The 14,190-nt window shown below is 65.1% G+C and carries 14 protein-coding genes and 2 pseudogenes; 7 read left to right on the top strand and 9 right to left on the bottom strand.

Annotated features, from left to right (window positions below; genetic code table 11):
- The first annotated feature begins 5 nt into the window (after positions 1–5).
- The 6 genes and pseudogenes from ACJ7Z0_RS01240 to ACJ7Z0_RS01265 all read left to right on the top strand — a co-directional run.
- Positions 6–1,409, top strand: coding sequence for an aspartate aminotransferase family protein (locus ACJ7Z0_RS01240; RefSeq protein ID WP_434788303.1), 1,404 nt, complete (start codon positions 6–8; stop codon positions 1,407–1,409).
- A gap of 70 nt (positions 1,410–1,479) precedes the next feature.
- Entirely contained in the window at positions 1,480–1,974 is a 495-nt protein-coding gene (locus tag ACJ7Z0_RS01245; RefSeq protein WP_434788304.1) for an Lrp/AsnC family transcriptional regulator, read from the top strand.
- A gap of 39 nt (positions 1,975–2,013) precedes the next feature.
- Entirely contained in the window at positions 2,014–2,463 is a 450-nt protein-coding gene (locus tag ACJ7Z0_RS01250; protein WP_434788305.1) for an SRPBCC family protein, read from the top strand.
- 182 nt (positions 2,464–2,645) lie between these two features.
- Positions 2,646–3,578, top strand: coding sequence for an ABC transporter substrate-binding protein (locus ACJ7Z0_RS01255; protein ID WP_434788306.1), 933 nt, complete (start codon positions 2,646–2,648; stop codon positions 3,576–3,578).
- An 80-nt stretch (positions 3,579–3,658) separates the two neighbouring features.
- Complete coding sequence (locus ACJ7Z0_RS01260; protein WP_434788307.1) at positions 3,659–5,302, top strand: amino acid ABC transporter permease/ATP-binding protein; 1,644 nt, start codon at positions 3,659–3,661, stop codon at positions 5,300–5,302.
- Positions 5,295–6,563, top strand: a pseudogene (locus ACJ7Z0_RS01265) (acetamidase/formamidase family protein); the annotation flags it as partial. The gene ACJ7Z0_RS01260 and the pseudogene ACJ7Z0_RS01265, both read left to right, overlap by 8 nt.
- Positions 6,564–6,801: 238 nt before the next feature.
- On the opposite strand, the gene map reads toward ACJ7Z0_RS01265, so the two are convergent.
- From map to ACJ7Z0_RS01280, 3 genes are all read right to left on the bottom strand, one after another.
- A complete protein-coding gene (gene map, locus ACJ7Z0_RS01270; protein WP_434788308.1) occupies positions 6,802–7,593 on the bottom strand; it encodes a type I methionyl aminopeptidase in 792 nt (263 codons plus the stop codon).
- The gene (locus ACJ7Z0_RS01275; protein WP_434788309.1) at positions 7,593–7,847 is read right to left on the bottom strand and encodes a ParD-like family protein; all 255 of its coding nucleotides are present in this window, start codon (positions 7,845–7,847) and stop codon (positions 7,593–7,595) included. Before ACJ7Z0_RS01275 ends, map begins: the two co-directional genes overlap by 1 nt.
- A gap of 222 nt (positions 7,848–8,069) precedes the next feature.
- Positions 8,070–8,855 (bottom strand): SDR family NAD(P)-dependent oxidoreductase, encoded by a 786-nt coding sequence (locus ACJ7Z0_RS01280; RefSeq protein ID WP_434788310.1) that lies wholly within the window; start codon positions 8,853–8,855, stop codon positions 8,070–8,072.
- A gap of 133 nt (positions 8,856–8,988) precedes the next feature.
- On the opposite strand from ACJ7Z0_RS01280, the gene ACJ7Z0_RS01285 reads away from it, so the two are divergent.
- Positions 8,989–9,654, top strand: coding sequence for a TetR/AcrR family transcriptional regulator (locus ACJ7Z0_RS01285; protein ID WP_434788311.1), 666 nt, complete (start codon positions 8,989–8,991; stop codon positions 9,652–9,654).
- A 33-nt stretch (positions 9,655–9,687) separates the two neighbouring features.
- Here ACJ7Z0_RS01285 and ACJ7Z0_RS01290 read toward each other — a convergent pair whose 3' ends face one another.
- The 6 genes and pseudogenes from ACJ7Z0_RS01290 to otnK all read right to left on the bottom strand — a co-directional run bounded on the left by ACJ7Z0_RS01290 (position 9,688) and on the right by otnK (position 14,188).
- The gene (locus tag ACJ7Z0_RS01290) at positions 9,688–10,770 is read right to left on the bottom strand and encodes a lactonase family protein (protein ID WP_434788312.1); all 1,083 of its coding nucleotides are present in this window, start codon (positions 10,768–10,770) and stop codon (positions 9,688–9,690) included.
- 15 nt (positions 10,771–10,785) lie between these two features.
- Positions 10,786–11,649, bottom strand: coding sequence for a methylglyoxal synthase (locus ACJ7Z0_RS01295; RefSeq protein ID WP_434788313.1), 864 nt, complete (start codon positions 11,647–11,649; stop codon positions 10,786–10,788).
- Between the two features lie 5 nt (positions 11,650–11,654).
- Positions 11,655–11,846: pseudogene (locus ACJ7Z0_RS01300) on the bottom strand (aldolase); the annotation flags it as partial.
- Positions 11,828–11,980, bottom strand: a complete 153-nt coding sequence (locus ACJ7Z0_RS01305; protein WP_434788314.1) for a class II aldolase/adducin family protein — start codon at positions 11,978–11,980, stop codon at positions 11,828–11,830. The gene ACJ7Z0_RS01305 and the pseudogene ACJ7Z0_RS01300, both read right to left, overlap by 19 nt.
- Positions 11,958–12,878, bottom strand: a complete 921-nt coding sequence (locus ACJ7Z0_RS01310) for a GntR family transcriptional regulator (protein WP_434788315.1) — start codon at positions 12,876–12,878, stop codon at positions 11,958–11,960. The genes ACJ7Z0_RS01305 and ACJ7Z0_RS01310 overlap by 23 nt, the downstream gene beginning before the upstream one ends.
- A 38-nt stretch (positions 12,879–12,916) precedes the next feature.
- Positions 12,917–14,188: a 3-oxo-tetronate kinase gene (otnK, locus tag ACJ7Z0_RS01315; protein WP_434788316.1), complete on the bottom strand. Its 1,272-nt coding sequence runs from the start codon at positions 14,186–14,188 to the stop codon at positions 12,917–12,919.
- Positions 14,189–14,190: the final 2 nt, after the last annotated feature.

The following is a 14,190-nucleotide window of genomic DNA, read 5'->3' on the forward strand; positions in this document are numbered from 1 at the left end:
CCCCCATGACGCACCCCACCGCATTGCCGCACCTCGCCACGCTCGACGCCATCGACCGTGCTCACCTCATTCATCCCGTCTCGCCCTGGCGCACGCACGAGGAGCGCGGCCCCACCGTGCTGGCCTCGGCCCGCGGTGCATGGCTGACCGACGCGAACGGGCATGAACTGCTCGACGCCTTCGCGGGCCTCTGGTGCGTGAACGTGGGCTACGGCCAGGAGAGCGTGGTGCAAGCCGCGGCCGAGCAGATGCGGCGGCTGCCGTACGCCACCGGCTACTTTCATTTCAGCAGCGAGCCGGCCATCCGCCTCGCGGAAAAGCTGGTGCAGATCACGCCCGCATCGCTGACCCGCGTCTACATGACGCTTGGCGGCTCGGAGGCGATCGACGCCGCCGTGCGCTTCATCGTGCAGTACTACAACGCGATCGGCAAACCGTCGAAGAAGCAGTTCATCGCGCTGGAGCGCGGCTACCACGGCTCCTCGTCGACCGGCGCGGGCCTCACGGCGCTGCCCGTGTTCCATCGAGGCTTCGACCTGCCGCTGCCCACGCAGCACTACATTCCGTCGCCCAACCCGTACCGCCACGCGCAAGGCGCCGATCCGCAGGCGCTGATCGCCGCATCGGTGGCCTCGCTGCGCGCCAAGGTGGCCGAGCTCGGCGCCGACAACGTGGCCGCTTTCTTCTGCGAGCCGATCCAGGGTTCGGGCGGCGTCATCGTACCGCCCAAGGGCTGGCTCAAGGCCATGCGCGATGCGGCGCGCGAGCTCGACATCCTCTTCGTGGTGGACGAAGTCATCACCGGCTTCGGCCGCACCGGCCCCATGTTCGCCTGCGACGCCGAAGGCGTGGAGCCCGACCTGATGACCATGGCCAAGGGCCTGACTTCGGGCTACGTGCCGATGGGTGCGACGATGATCTCGGAGAAGGTCTATGCCGGCATTGCCGACGGCGCGCCCGCGGGCGTCTCGGTCGGCCACGGCGCGACCTATTCGGCGCACCCGGTGAGCGCCGCGGTCGCGCTCGAGGTGCTGCGCCTGTACGAAGAAAGCGGCGTGCTCGCCAACGGCCAGCGCGTCGCAGCCCATTTCGGGGCCGGGCTCGATGCCCTGCGCGCGCACCCGCTGGTGGGCGATTCGCGCCACCGCGGCCTGCTGGGCGCGCTGGAGCTGGTGAGCGACAAGCAGAGCAAGCGCGGCTTCGATGCGGCGCTCGGCCTGTCGGACCGGATCTTTGCCGCGGGCTACCGCAACGGGCTGGTGTTCCGCGCCTTCGGCGACAACATCCTCGGCTTTGCGCCGGCGCTCACTTTCACCGAGGACGAGTTCGCCCAGATGTTCGCGCGCCTGAAGAAAACCCTCGACGAAGTGCTCGACGCCGCCGACGTGCGCGCGGCGCTGGCCGCCTGAGCGGGAAAGCATTGCCCCGGGACCCCGCCGGCGAAGCAGAATCGGGCTCTCTCCGTTACTCAGGACCGCCATGTCTGAAGCCTTCAAGATCGACCGACTCGACCTGCGTATCCTGGCGCAGCTGCAGCAGAACGGGCGCATGACCAACGTCGACCTCGCGGATGCGGTCGGCCTCTCGCCCAGCCCCTGCCTCATCCGCGTGAAGCGGCTCGAGCAGGCCGGCTACATCGCCGGCTACGGCGCGCACCTGCGGCTCGAGAAGCTCGGCGACACGCTCACCGTGTTCACCGAGGTCACGCTGCAAGACCATCACCGCGAAGACTTCGTGCGCTTCGAGGCCGCGATCCGGGATGTGGACGAGGTGCTCGAATGCCACCTGGTGAGCGGCGGTTACGACTACCTGCTGCGCTTCTTGACGCGCGGCGTGAACCACTACCAGGAAGTGATCGAGGAACTGCTCGAACGCAACATCGGCATCGCGAAGTACTTCAGCTACATCGTCATCAAGTCGCCGTTCATCAAGACGCATTGCCCGATCGAACGGCTGTTTCCCCACCCGCGCTGACCCGGCTCTTGCGATCCTCTGCACTTCAGGAGAAACGCCATGGCCACCACCAACACCGTCCGCCTGCACCGCGTGCTGCGCGCCCCGCCGGAGCGGGTCTATCGTGCCTTCGTCGAACCCGGCGCGTTCGAGCGCTGGCTGCCGCCCTTCGGATTCACCGGCAAAGTCCACAGCATGGAGCCCGTGGTCGGCGGTGCCTGGCGCATGTCCTTCACCGCCTTTGGCAGCGGCCACAGCCACTCGTTCGGCGGGAAGTACCTGGAACTCGTCCCCGGCCAGCGCATTGCCTACGATGCGGCGTTCGACGACCCCAACCTGCCGGGCACCATGAAGACCACCGTGACGCTGACCGCGGTGTCCTGCGGCACCGACATGTCCGTCGTGCAGGAAGGCATTCCCGACGTGATTCCTGCGGAGATGTGCTATCTGGGCTGGCAGGAGTCGCTTGTGGCGCTGGCGCAGTTGGTCGAGCCGAATATTCCAGGCTGAGTTAGCCGCAGGGGTCACTCCTGCCCCTAGCCGGCCGGCGGCAATCTCCTGGCGGCCCGCACAAGCAGTCGTGCGCCCACGCACAAGTGCGGCGGCGGTGCAGCTCCTACGCTCACATGGTGCGGTGCAGCAGGCTGGCGTGGTGCCAGCCGGCTCGCGCCGTCTCCACAGGAGCCTCGGACATGCAAAACCTTCCCTTCCCGGCCGGACTCTGCGTCCGGCTTCGCGCATTCGTATTGGCCCGCATGCGCGGTGCGTCCGTCGCGGCGATCGGCCTGTCGGCCCTCGCTTTGGCAGCCGCGCCGGCCCACGCCGAGGCCGTGAAGGCCCCGGCCGAGTGCTCGACGCTGCAAGCCAAATACCCGCAGTTCAAGGGCAAGACCCTGGTCAACGCGATCAACCCGCACACGCCCGGCTACGAAACCATCGATCCCAAGGACCCGAGCAAGTACATCGGCTTCGACATCGACCTGGGCGAAACCATCGGCGGCTGCCTGGGCTTCACGCTGACCTACAAGCCCGTGACCTTTGCGGCGCTGCTGACCACGCTGCAGGCCGGCCAGGCCGACATCGTGATCTCCGACATCTACGCCACCGAAGAGCGCGCCAAGGCGGCCGACTTCATCACCTATTCGAAGGTGTTCGACGGCGTGCTGGTGGCCAAGGGCAACCCGAAGAAGATCACCGGCATCAACGCCTCGCTATGCGGCACCGTCGCCGCCGAGAACACGGGCTATGTCGAGGTGCCGCTGATCCAGGCGCTCGGCCCGCAGTGCAAGGCCGTGGGCAAGGCCGAGCCCGAGATCCAGCTCTACGACAACAACCAGAATTGCATCCAGGCCATCCTCGCCGGCCGCGCCGACACCTACATCAACGACGTCAACACGGTCGACAGTGCCGTCAAGGCCTACCCGGACAAGCTGGAGAAGGCGGCCGCGGTGACGATCCCCTATTCGGTCGGCATTGCGGTGCCCAAGGGCAAGACCGACTTCCGCGATGCGGTGATGGCCGCGCTGGTGATCTTGCAGAAGGCCGGGATCCACACCGCGCTGCTCAAGAAAAACGGCCTGCCGGTCGAGAACCTCGAGGCGCCGCGGCTGCTCGTGGCGAAGTGACATGAGGTCTTCACGCGCACTCCGTTCGCTGCCCCCCAAGGAGGCTGCCAGTACCTTCGGAACGGCCGGGCGGTACTGACATGGAGCTCTTCCTCCATTACCTCTCCATGCCCTACCTGATCCAGGGCATCGTCTTCACGCTTGCAGCCACCGGCATCGGATTGGCGGGCGGGGTGGTGGTGGGGCTGTTGCTGGCGGCAATGCAGCTCAGCCGCTTCAAGCCGCTGGCCGCGTTTGCCCGGGGCTATGCGGTGATTTTCCGCGGCACGCCGCTGGCGCTGCAGATGATCTTCTTCTACAACGCGCTGCCGCACGTGGGCATTGTGCTGCCCGGACTCCTGGCCGCCGGCTTGGCGCTGGCATTCAACGAGGCCACGTTCATCGCCGAGATGTTCCGCTCGGGCGTCGTCGGCGTCGAACGCGGCCAGGTGGTGGCCGGCCAGGCCCTGGGCATGACGCCGCGCGTGCTGATGCGCCGCATCATCGCGCCGCAGGCCTTGCGCTCGATGATCCCCGCGATGGGCAACGAGGCGGTGAGCACGCTCAAGAACTCCTCGCTCGCCTCGGTGATCGCGGTGCAGGAACTCACGCTGCGCAGCTCGCAGCTGGCCTCGTCGACCTTCGATTTCTTCTCGGTCTTCTTCGCTTCCGGCCTGATCTACCTGCTGCTGACCGGCGCAATCAGCCTGGTGCAGCTGGCGCTCGAAGCGCGCTTCGACCTGGACCGCCCGCAGGCGGTGCGCGGACTGGCGCGGTGGCTGCCGCAGCGTGCCGCGGCGCCCGCCGCGAGCCCTTCGCCTTCGGAAGAAGCAGCCGCCGCGGAGGTGCCGCCGGCCGATCGCGAAGATGCGGCGCCAGCCGCACGGTCGGTCCCGACGGCGCCCGCGATCGAACGCGCAGCCCGGGCTACGCGGCTGGCCGACGCGCCCGTGGCCTTGCGCATCAACGGCGTGTCCAAGGCCTATGGTTCGCAGGCCGTGCTCAGGGATCTGAGCCTCACGGTACAGGCCGGCGAAGTGGTTGCGCTGCTGGGTCCGAGCGGCTCGGGCAAGAGCACGCTCCTGCGCTGCATCAACCATCTCGAAAGCTGGGACGCCGGACAGGTTCATGTCGGCGGCCACCGTCTCGGCTTTCGCCCCGATGGCCAGCTCATGAACCCGAGCGACCTGGCGCGCGAGCGCGGGCGACTGGGCGTGGGCATGCTGTTCCAGCAGTTCAACCTGTTCGCCCACCTGACGGCGCGCGAGAACGTGGCCGGCCCGCTGCGCTGGGTGCACGGTTGGACGGCGGAGGACGCCGATCGGCGAGCACATGAACTGCTGGCGCGGGTGGGGCTGGCCCACCGCGTCGAAGCGCTGCCGCGCCACCTGTCCGGCGGCCAGCAGCAGCGCGTGGCCATCGCCCGCGCGCTGGCGCCGGGGCCCAGCGTGCTGCTGCTGGACGAGCCCACGTCGGCGCTCGATCCCGAACTGGTCAACGAGGTGCTGGAGGTGATTCGCCGCCTTGCCGTCGAGGAAGGATTGACGATGGTCATCTCCACCCACCAGCTGCGGTTTGCGGCCGAGGTGGCCGACCGCGTGGTGTTTCTTTCCGGTGGCCGCATCGTCGAGAGCGGTCCGGCGCTCGAGGTGCTGCAGCGCCCCCGGCACCGCGAAACCGCCCGATTCCTCAGTGTGATGTCGGCCGACGTGCTGCCGGCCGCTTCGACACCCATGCCCGCCTGAGCCTGCCCCCAAGAACCCCATGAAGCATCACATCCTCCCCGTCTCTCCCCAAACCATCCACTGGGGCTATTTCAGCAAGGCGGTCGCGCCGTCGCTCGTCGTGAAGTCCGGCGATCGCGTGACGATCGAGACCCTGACCCATCATGCCAACGACGACCACGAGCGCATGATCGCCGGCGACCCGGGCGCCGAGTCGGTGTTCGCGTGGACGCGCGAGCACAAGGCCGTGCCGCGCCGCGGCGCCGGTCCCGTGGAGGGGCCTTTCAAGCTCGGCGAGGGCGAGGGCGTGGGCGTGCACCTGCTGACCGGCCCGGTCGTCATCGAAGGCGCGGAGCCGGGCGACGTGCTGGAGGTGCGCATCCTCGACGTGCGCCCCCGGCCCAGCTGCAACCATTGCTATGCGGGCCGCTGCTTCGGCTCGAACGTGGCCGCGTCCTGGGGCTTCCATTTTCGCGACCTGATCGAAGAGCCCAAACCGCGCGAAGTGGTGACGATCTTCGAGCTCGACACCTCGGGCGAGCCCTTCGCGCGTGCCGTCTACAACTACGTGTGGACGCCGCAGACCGACCCCGACGGCGTGGTGCACAACATGATCGACTATCCCGGCGTGCGCGTCGACCATGCGCTGGTGCACAAGCGCGAAGACATCCTGCGCAACGTCAAGGTGCCGGCCCGCCTGCACTTCGGCACCATGGGCCTTGCGCCGTCGGAATCCGACTTCGTGAGTTCCATTCCGCCCAGCTACACCGGCGGGAACATTGATGACTGGCGGGTTGGCAAGGGCGCGCGCATGTACTACCCGGTGGCCGTGCCCGGCGCCTTCTTCTCGGTGGGCGACCCGCACGCCGCGCAGGGCGACAGCGAGCTTGGCGGCACCGCGATCGAGACCTCGCTGACGGGCGACTTCGAGTTCATCCTGCACAAGCAGTCCGGGTTGGGCGGCACCTTGCTCGAGGGCCTCGACCACCCGCTGCTGGAAACCGAAGAGCTGTGGTCGGTCTACGGCTTCACCTACCCCAACTACCTGGCTGCCCTCGGGCCGGACGCGCAGACGGTGATTGCCGGCAAGTCGTCGCTCGACCCGGCCATGCGAGATGCCTTTCGCAAGCTGCGCCGATTCCTGATGACCGTGCACCGCCTCAGTGAAGACGAGGCGATCGCGTTGCTGTCGGTGGCGGCCGACTTCGGCGTGACGCAGGTGGTTGATGCCAACTGGGGCGTCCATGGTTCGATCCGCAAGAGCATCTTCACGAACCGCTGACTGCGGGGTTCGGCTTACCGCGAACGCGACCGACATGAATACTTAGGTCGGCCACAGGCGATCGCGCTTTTCGCAAGGATTTCAGAGCGCTCGCCGCCAAGTATCGCGAGGATCCGAAGTAGGAGCCCACCGGCGGAATGCGGCCAACAGTAGACCTTCGACACCGCCTCCAGTTCAACGCAACCGCATGTCCGCAGGAACGCAGTTGTCCAGGCCCAAACCTCGCCCATGCTGAGCGTCAAGCCGGTGCGTAGGCACCTGTGCCTCCTGGCCAGGCCGTGAGCACTTCATATCCCCCGGGCGTCACAGCGACCATGTGTTCCCACTGCGCGGACAGAGACCTGTCCTTGGTTACGACGGTCCACCCGTCGGGCAGTTGCCTGGTTTCGCGCTTGCCGGCGTTGAGCATCGGTTCGATGGTGAAGACCATCCCCGGCTCCAACTCGAGGCCTTCCCCGCGCCGCCCGTAGTGCAGCACTTGCGGTTCATCGTGATAGACCTGCCCGATGCCGTGACCGCAGTATTCGTGCACCACGCTGAAATGCTCCCGCTGGGCGACCGTCTGGATGGCATGGCCAACATCGCCCAGCGTCGCACCAGGCTTGACCTGCCGGATGCCGGCCAGCATGGCTTCGTATGTCGTCTCCACCAAGCGCCGCGCCAGCACGCTGGGGGCTCCGACGAAGTACATGCGACTGGTGTCACCGAACCAGCCATCCTTGATGACCGCGACATCGATGTTGATGATGTCGCCCTTCTTCAGAATCTTGGTCAGAGAGGGGATGCCGTGGCAAACCACCTGATTGACGGAGGTGAGGATGGTCTTCGGATACCCCTGATACCCTACGTTGGCAGGAATGGCGCCCTGGACATTCACGATGTGGTCGTGGCAGATGCGGTCGAGTGCCTCCGTGCTCACCCCCGGCACGACGTAGGGCTCGACCATACCTAGAACCTCTGCGGCAAGGACGGCGGCCCGCCGCGCCATCTCGAGTTCCTCGGTGGACCTGATGGGAACACCGTGAGCCATCAGTGCTTCCCCGTCGAGGATGCGCGAGGCTTGCCAGGATCGGGCGTGACAGCCACGGTGATGTCCAGGCCCCCCGCGAGTTCGGCTCGTATCAACAGTTGGCAGATTTCCCGGTGGTCTAACTCCGGGTGCATTTCGGTCAGCATGCCGACGCGCATCCAGTGCTCTGCCTGCGCATTGATGGACCTGCTGAGCGCGTTCCCAGCCACGCGCAGGTTCTCGTGCATCAGGTCCGAAATTTTTACGATACCCATCAGTGATCTCTATATGAAATGTATATGAAGTATATACGTTTCGTATGGCGCAGCGCTAACAGTCGGTCCCAGGTAGGCATCAGTACAGCAAATTGCATCTACCCATCAAAGCGTCCATTCCAGGCCGTACACGATGCCTCGCCGGCGGGCCCTCGTAGCAATCATTGTTGGTCGAGGGCCGACGTCTGCATGGCCGGAGACGGGGCGGCAAGCACAAGGTGCTCAACCGTTCATGACCCGCGCAAAGATGGCCTGATGCAGCCATCGCGGTGTCGCCGATACCATCGCCACCGCGGCCTTGTTGTTGAAGCCTGGAACGACGCTCATGCGGCCGGTGTGCAGCGCATGAATCCCCGCCCGCACCACCGGCTCCGGCTTCATCATCAGCAGCTTGAGTCCCCAAGTAATCTTCTGCTTGGCGGCCTGCGCAAAGCCAGTGTCGGACATGCCGGGGCACAGCGAGGTAACAGTCACGCCGTCGCGCTTGAACTCACGGTGCAACGCATCGCCGAGGCGCAGCACGTAGGCCTTGGCTGCGCCATAGACGGCCATGTTTTCCACCCCAAAGTGAGCCAGCATGCTGGCGACGAGCAATATCTTTCCGTGGCCCCGCTCGCGCATGTCCTCGCCGAAGAGTCGCGTCATGACCGTCAGGCTCGCAATGTCCAGCTGCAACATGTCTAAGGCGCTTTGCATGGGCGTGTCGAGGAAGGGGCCTTGCAAGCCGTGGCCTGCGTTGTTGATCAGGATCTCAACCGCGATCGCGCGCTCGCGAAGACTGGCTTGCAACTCGTGGACGGCGGCCATGTCCGAGAGATTGACCTGCTGCACGATGACTTGGACCTTGTACTCCTGTTGCAGCGCTGCAGCCAAGGCTTGCAGCCGGTCGAGCCGACGTGCGATCAGAATGAGCGGGTGGCCCCTGGCCGCGTATTGCCTGGCGAATTCTTCGCCAAAACCACTGGACGCTCCAGTGATGAGAACCCAGGAGTCGACGGTGGTCGCCATGATGTTTTGCCTTTGTTGAAGTCGAGGTGAAGCAGAAGGTGGCCGGCACCCTTGCTTTCAGGCAAGATTGGAGACCGATGGTCTGTAATTTAGCAGACCAACGGTCTTTTAGCAAATGGAACGTGATCACCGCATGAATTCCCCCAGCTCATACGTACGCGCTCGATCCGCCGAGCAGAAGGAAGAGCGGCGCCGCCACCTGCTGGCCACAGCTCGAGAAATGCTGCGCCAGGACCCGGCCGCCCTCGATTTGGGGATCAACGAGCTAGCGCGCCAGGCGCAGATGACCAAGTCGAACGTCTACCGGTATTTCGAGAGCAGCGAGGCCGTCTTGATGGACTTGCTCGTCGAAGAATATGCAAGCTGGCATGCCGAGCTGAGCACGGCGCTGGCGCGCGGCGGCAAGGCCGGCGCTAGCGTCGAACACATTGCTCGCGTCTTCGCCTCGACGATTGCTACCCGGCCGTTGCTTTGCCGGCTGACCAGCATCCTGCCGTCCATCCTTGAGCGCAAGGTGTCGTTCGAACGCATGGTCGACTTCAAAGGCAACCTGCTGGCGGTTCGGCAACGGGCAGCGCAAGACTTCCATGCCCGCGTGCCCGGCATGCCGGTGCAAGCCTTCGAACTGGTGGTGAAGCATGCGGTGCCGCTGATCATCGGGCTCTGGCCGCTCAGCAACCCCGCAGAGATGGCCGCGCAAGTGGTCGAGCTGCCCGAGTTGGAGAGTCTGCGATACGACTTTGAGCAGGACCTCGAACATGCCCTGCTGATATTGATGCGGGGGTTGGCCACAGCGTAGAAGGCGTTCTCGAGCCTGGAATGTCACTGTTCGTTACTTCGCTGGACTGCTACGCCGGTGACTGGTCTTCGAAAACACCATGCATACCGGACTGCCGCAACTCGTGACTTCGCCGGTCGCCGAAAGGATTCCATCGAACTGTGAGACTTCCAAGGCGACGATGCTGTCGCTATCTTCATTGAGCACGAACAGCGTTTGCCCGTTCGGAGCGAGCGCGAGATACCTCGGAGTTCGCCCCTGTGACGGAAACGCACCGATGAATGCAAGGTGGCCCGATTCACCGTCGATACTGAAGACCGCAATGCTGTCGAAGCCACGGTTCGACGCGTACAGGAGCCTGTCGTTCGCATCCACAGCAATCTCCGACGCCCTGCTGTTTCCCGTGAACGTGTCGGGCAACGTTGAGAGAACTTGTCGCGGGACCAGGCCACCCCTCTTGGGATCGAACAGATACGTTGTGACCGTGGAGTCAAGTTCGTTGACGACGTATGCAAATGGCTTGGTGCCGTGGAACGCGACATGCCGCGGCCCAGAACCCGCGCGCGCGTCGACATATGGCGTTTCGGTCGGCTCTAGCCGACCATTCCGGAATCGAAAAATGAAGACGCGATCGAGGCCTTTGTCTGGTATTACAACGAAGTGCCCGCTCGGATCGAAAGGGTTGAAGTGTGGCTTTGAGAACGGCTGCTCTACGCGGTGTGGTCCCGGCTCACCCGGCAGTGCTATCAACTGGTTGAAATGCCCAATCGAGCCGTCCTCGAGAATTGGGAGCACTGCGGCCGTCCCGCTCAGGTGATTGGATACGACCATGAAGCGGCCTTTTGGGTCGAGCGCGAGATGCACCGGGTTCTTGCCGCCACACGTCCGCCGGTTGAGGAGTTCCAGTTCCCCGTCCGCAATGTTCACCCGAAACGATGAGACCTCATGCTCATCGCCGTGGACGGCGTAGAGCACATCGCCCGCCCGGTTCAGCGCCAGGAAAGATGGATTGACCAAGTCGCCGAGAACTTGGATCAACTCCAGCCTCCGCTGGTGACTGTCCAGGCGATAAACGCTGATCCCCTCGCCGCGCGCGTTGCGCATCCGGGTAGTGCGCGATCCAACGTATGCGTACATGCTTGAACGAGCGACTTACTGCGAAGATGAAAGCTGGATTGCCGCAGCCCAGCGCGCGGCCATGGCCGGCGAGTTGAAGCAGGTCGTGTCTTGGGTCGCCGTGCTTACGGCGCGCTCAAGCAACTGGATGTCTGCCTCGTGCTGGCGAGCCACATGTGGATCCTCGAAGAAGATGACCTTGCTACAGGTGCGATTGAGTACGAGTTCTGCGATCTGCGCATCGCCACCCATCGGACCGCTCCGGTAGCGTGTGACCCAAGGGCGATCCGTTGGCCAACCGCGGGCCAAGGCCATGTCGTTGAGTAGCCCGCCCGTCGTTCCGGTGCCCACGCGGGACGAAAACCGTGAGAGCAGATCAAAATGGGCGGCGGCGAACTCCACCATCTGATCCTTGAACGCATCGTGCGCGATCAGCGCGACGGTTTGACTTGCGACAGAACTCCCGAAGCCGGCGTCACCGGTTCCTGCATGGGCCAACTCGACCGCGATCCACTCCGCGGCGCCGGCAGCCGTCGATACGAACGGCTTGCCGTGAATCACGCACTGACGCTTCAGCGCCTGGGTCTCCGGGTAGAGGGACGATGGATCCACAGGGTCCACCAGGTAGATCACGCCATCGAGTTCGCTCTCCGTGGTCAGTCCTCCGGCGATGCACGACGCCAGGCGCATCACGCCGCCTTCGACACCGGAGGGAAGGCGAACCAGCGACCCGCTATTGCTGAGCACGCCCTCGCGGGCGAGCGCGTCGTAGGTGCCGCCTACTGCGTGCAGCTTGAGATTCAGCGAACGAATACTGTCTTCGTAGGCCTTCGCCCAGCGAAGCAGTGCGCCATCGACACTTTGTCGATGCAGCCGATTGGCGACGAGACCGAATCGCATGCGTTTTACCTATGCGCGCCGAACGTGGTGCGCAGCGAGTCAATATGTGCGTCAGGCAACGCCGACGCTTTCTGACCGCTCAGCATCCACAGACGCGCGGTCTCTTCGAGTTCCTCAAGCGTTGCCATGGCCCCCGCAGGTGTCTCGTGCCAGACGTTTGGGCCGAGTCGCTCTAGCATCACTGCCCGAATAGGGGTCGAATCAGAAAGCCGCCGCCGCTTTCATCCGAAAGCCGCACGCTGATGTTGCCCACCATCACATGGGCATAGCCGCGTTCGAAAAGGCTGCGGCCGACACGGCAGATTTCTTCACGTGCCGCGCTGTCGTTCATCGGCCGTTCCAATCTTGGTGATGCGCGCCGTGTTCAGGTGCTGGCGCAGGTACTGGGAGGCTTCCATCCGTTCGCCCTTGACGAGCAGATCGATCAGCACGAGATGCTCTTCGCATTGGCGATGCAGCCTGTTGCGGTCCAAGCGGGTGCCGTACTCGACTACGCGCCGCATCTGGTTCAAGGTGCGAAGCGAATCGAGCAAGAAGCGATTGTTTGCGCCGGCGATCACGGTCTCGTGAAAGTGCACGCCCGCACGGAACAGCTCGGCCGGCGTGCAGCGCTCGATACCGCCGGCCAGCAATTCGATCTGCTCGCGACGGCATTTTTCCAGCTCTGCCAGGTCGACCTCGTAGCCCGGCTCGAGAATGGCCGCCGGTTCGATGATCATGCGGTAGCGGTAACTTTCGCGGTGCGACTCCACGCTGCTGAGCAGCGGCCGGAAGATCCAGCCGCGGCCCGGTTTGCGGTCGATCATGCTTTCCCGAGCCATGCGGTTCAGGATGCGCTGGACCTGCAGGCGCGGGAGGCCATAGCGCTCCATCAGGTCGTTCTCGGCAACTTCATCCGGCAGCTCGCCATGGATGCGGTCGCTGGCGATGCGCATGTACAGCACCTCTTCGGACGCCGGGTTGGGCGCGAACTCCAGCTCGCCCAACTCGGACGGCATCTTCGCGACCTGAAAGCCACGGTTCGGCTCGGATGTCACCGCCCCGACGCCCTGCAGGTACTGCAGCGCCTTGCGCACCGGGGAGCGCGACACATCCAGTTCCTCGCACAGCGCCTGCTCGGTCAGCCGGTGGCCGACCGGGTAGCCCTCGCGGCGGATCATTTCGATGATTCTGCGGGCGAGCGTGGGCGTGAGCGCGCTGACGTTGGCTGGCGAGGCAGGCTTGGACATGGGCGGAGCAAGGTGTGGGAGATGCTGCACTTTACGACTCAATCGAGCAGACGAAACGCGCTGGTGAAGAAGTCGGTCGCCCCGAAGTTGCCCGATTTCAAGGCGATGTGCATCGTGCCCCCCTTTGCATGCCTGGATGCCGCTTGGCACCACGGCACGCCGGGAGCGATCTGTGGGCCGATGCGCATGCTGCGGATGTCCAGCGCCTGCACGCAAGCGCCGGAGCTCTCGCCGCCTGCCACGACCAGCTGGCCGACGCCGCGCTCGGCCAGGCCGCGGGCAATCGTCGCCAGGGCGTGCTCCACAATCTCGCCCGCGCGCGCGCTCCCCAGCTGCGCCTGTACCGCCTTGACGGTTTCGGGCCTGGCTGTGGCGTACACCAGCACCGGGCCTGCCGCGATCCGCGAGCTCGCCCAATCGAGCGCACGCGCCGCCACATCCACGCCTTCGGCAAGCTGGAGCGGATCGATGGCGAAGCCTTCGCCCCCGTTGGCGAGGAAATGCGCGACCTGGGCGTTCGTCGCCGTCGAGCAGCTGCCCGAGACAATGGCTCGCAGGCCGAGCGGCGGCGGCAGGCGCGCGGCATCGGCTGCCGGCGTGATGCCGAAGTTTTGCGGCAGCCCGATCGCAACGCCGGAGCCTGCCGTCAGCAGCGGCAGGTTCGCAGATGCGCGGCCCATGGCGATCAGATCGGCGTTGCTGATCGCATCGACGATGGCCATCGCCACGCCTTCGCTGCGCAACGCTGCGATGCGCTGGACGATGGCGGCTTCGCCCTGCGCCACCGTCCCTTGCTCGATCAGGCCGACCCGGCGTTGCGTTTGCGACTGCAGAACGCGCACGAGGTTGGCGTCGTGCATGGGCGTCAGCGGATGATTGCGCATGCCGGATTCGTGCAGCAGCTCGTCGCCCACGAAGAGATAGCCCTTGAACACCGTGCGCCCGGTCTCCGGGAACGCCGGACAGGCGATCGTGAAGTCCGCCCCGAGCGCATCCATCAGTGCATCCGTCACCGGACCGATGTTGCCTTCGGCCGTGGAGTCGAATGTCGAGCAGTACTTGAAGTAGAACTGCCGGCAACCTTCACCCTGGAGCCACCGAAGGGCTTGCAGGGACTGCTGCACGGCCTCGGCGGCGGCGATCGTGCGCGACTTCAGCGCGACCACGACCGCATCCGCCTCGTCATCCAGCGGCCCGGAGGGCACGCCGATGGTCTGCACCACGCGCATGCCGGCGCGCACCAGGTTGTTGGCCAGGTCGGTGGCGCCCGTGAAGTCGTCGGCAATGCAGCCCAGGACAGCTTGGCTCATGG

The sequence above is a fragment of the Variovorax palleresanus genome (genome assembly GCF_051144945.1).
Taxonomy (GTDB): Bacteria; Pseudomonadota; Gammaproteobacteria; order Burkholderiales; family Burkholderiaceae_C; genus Variovorax; species Variovorax paradoxus_S.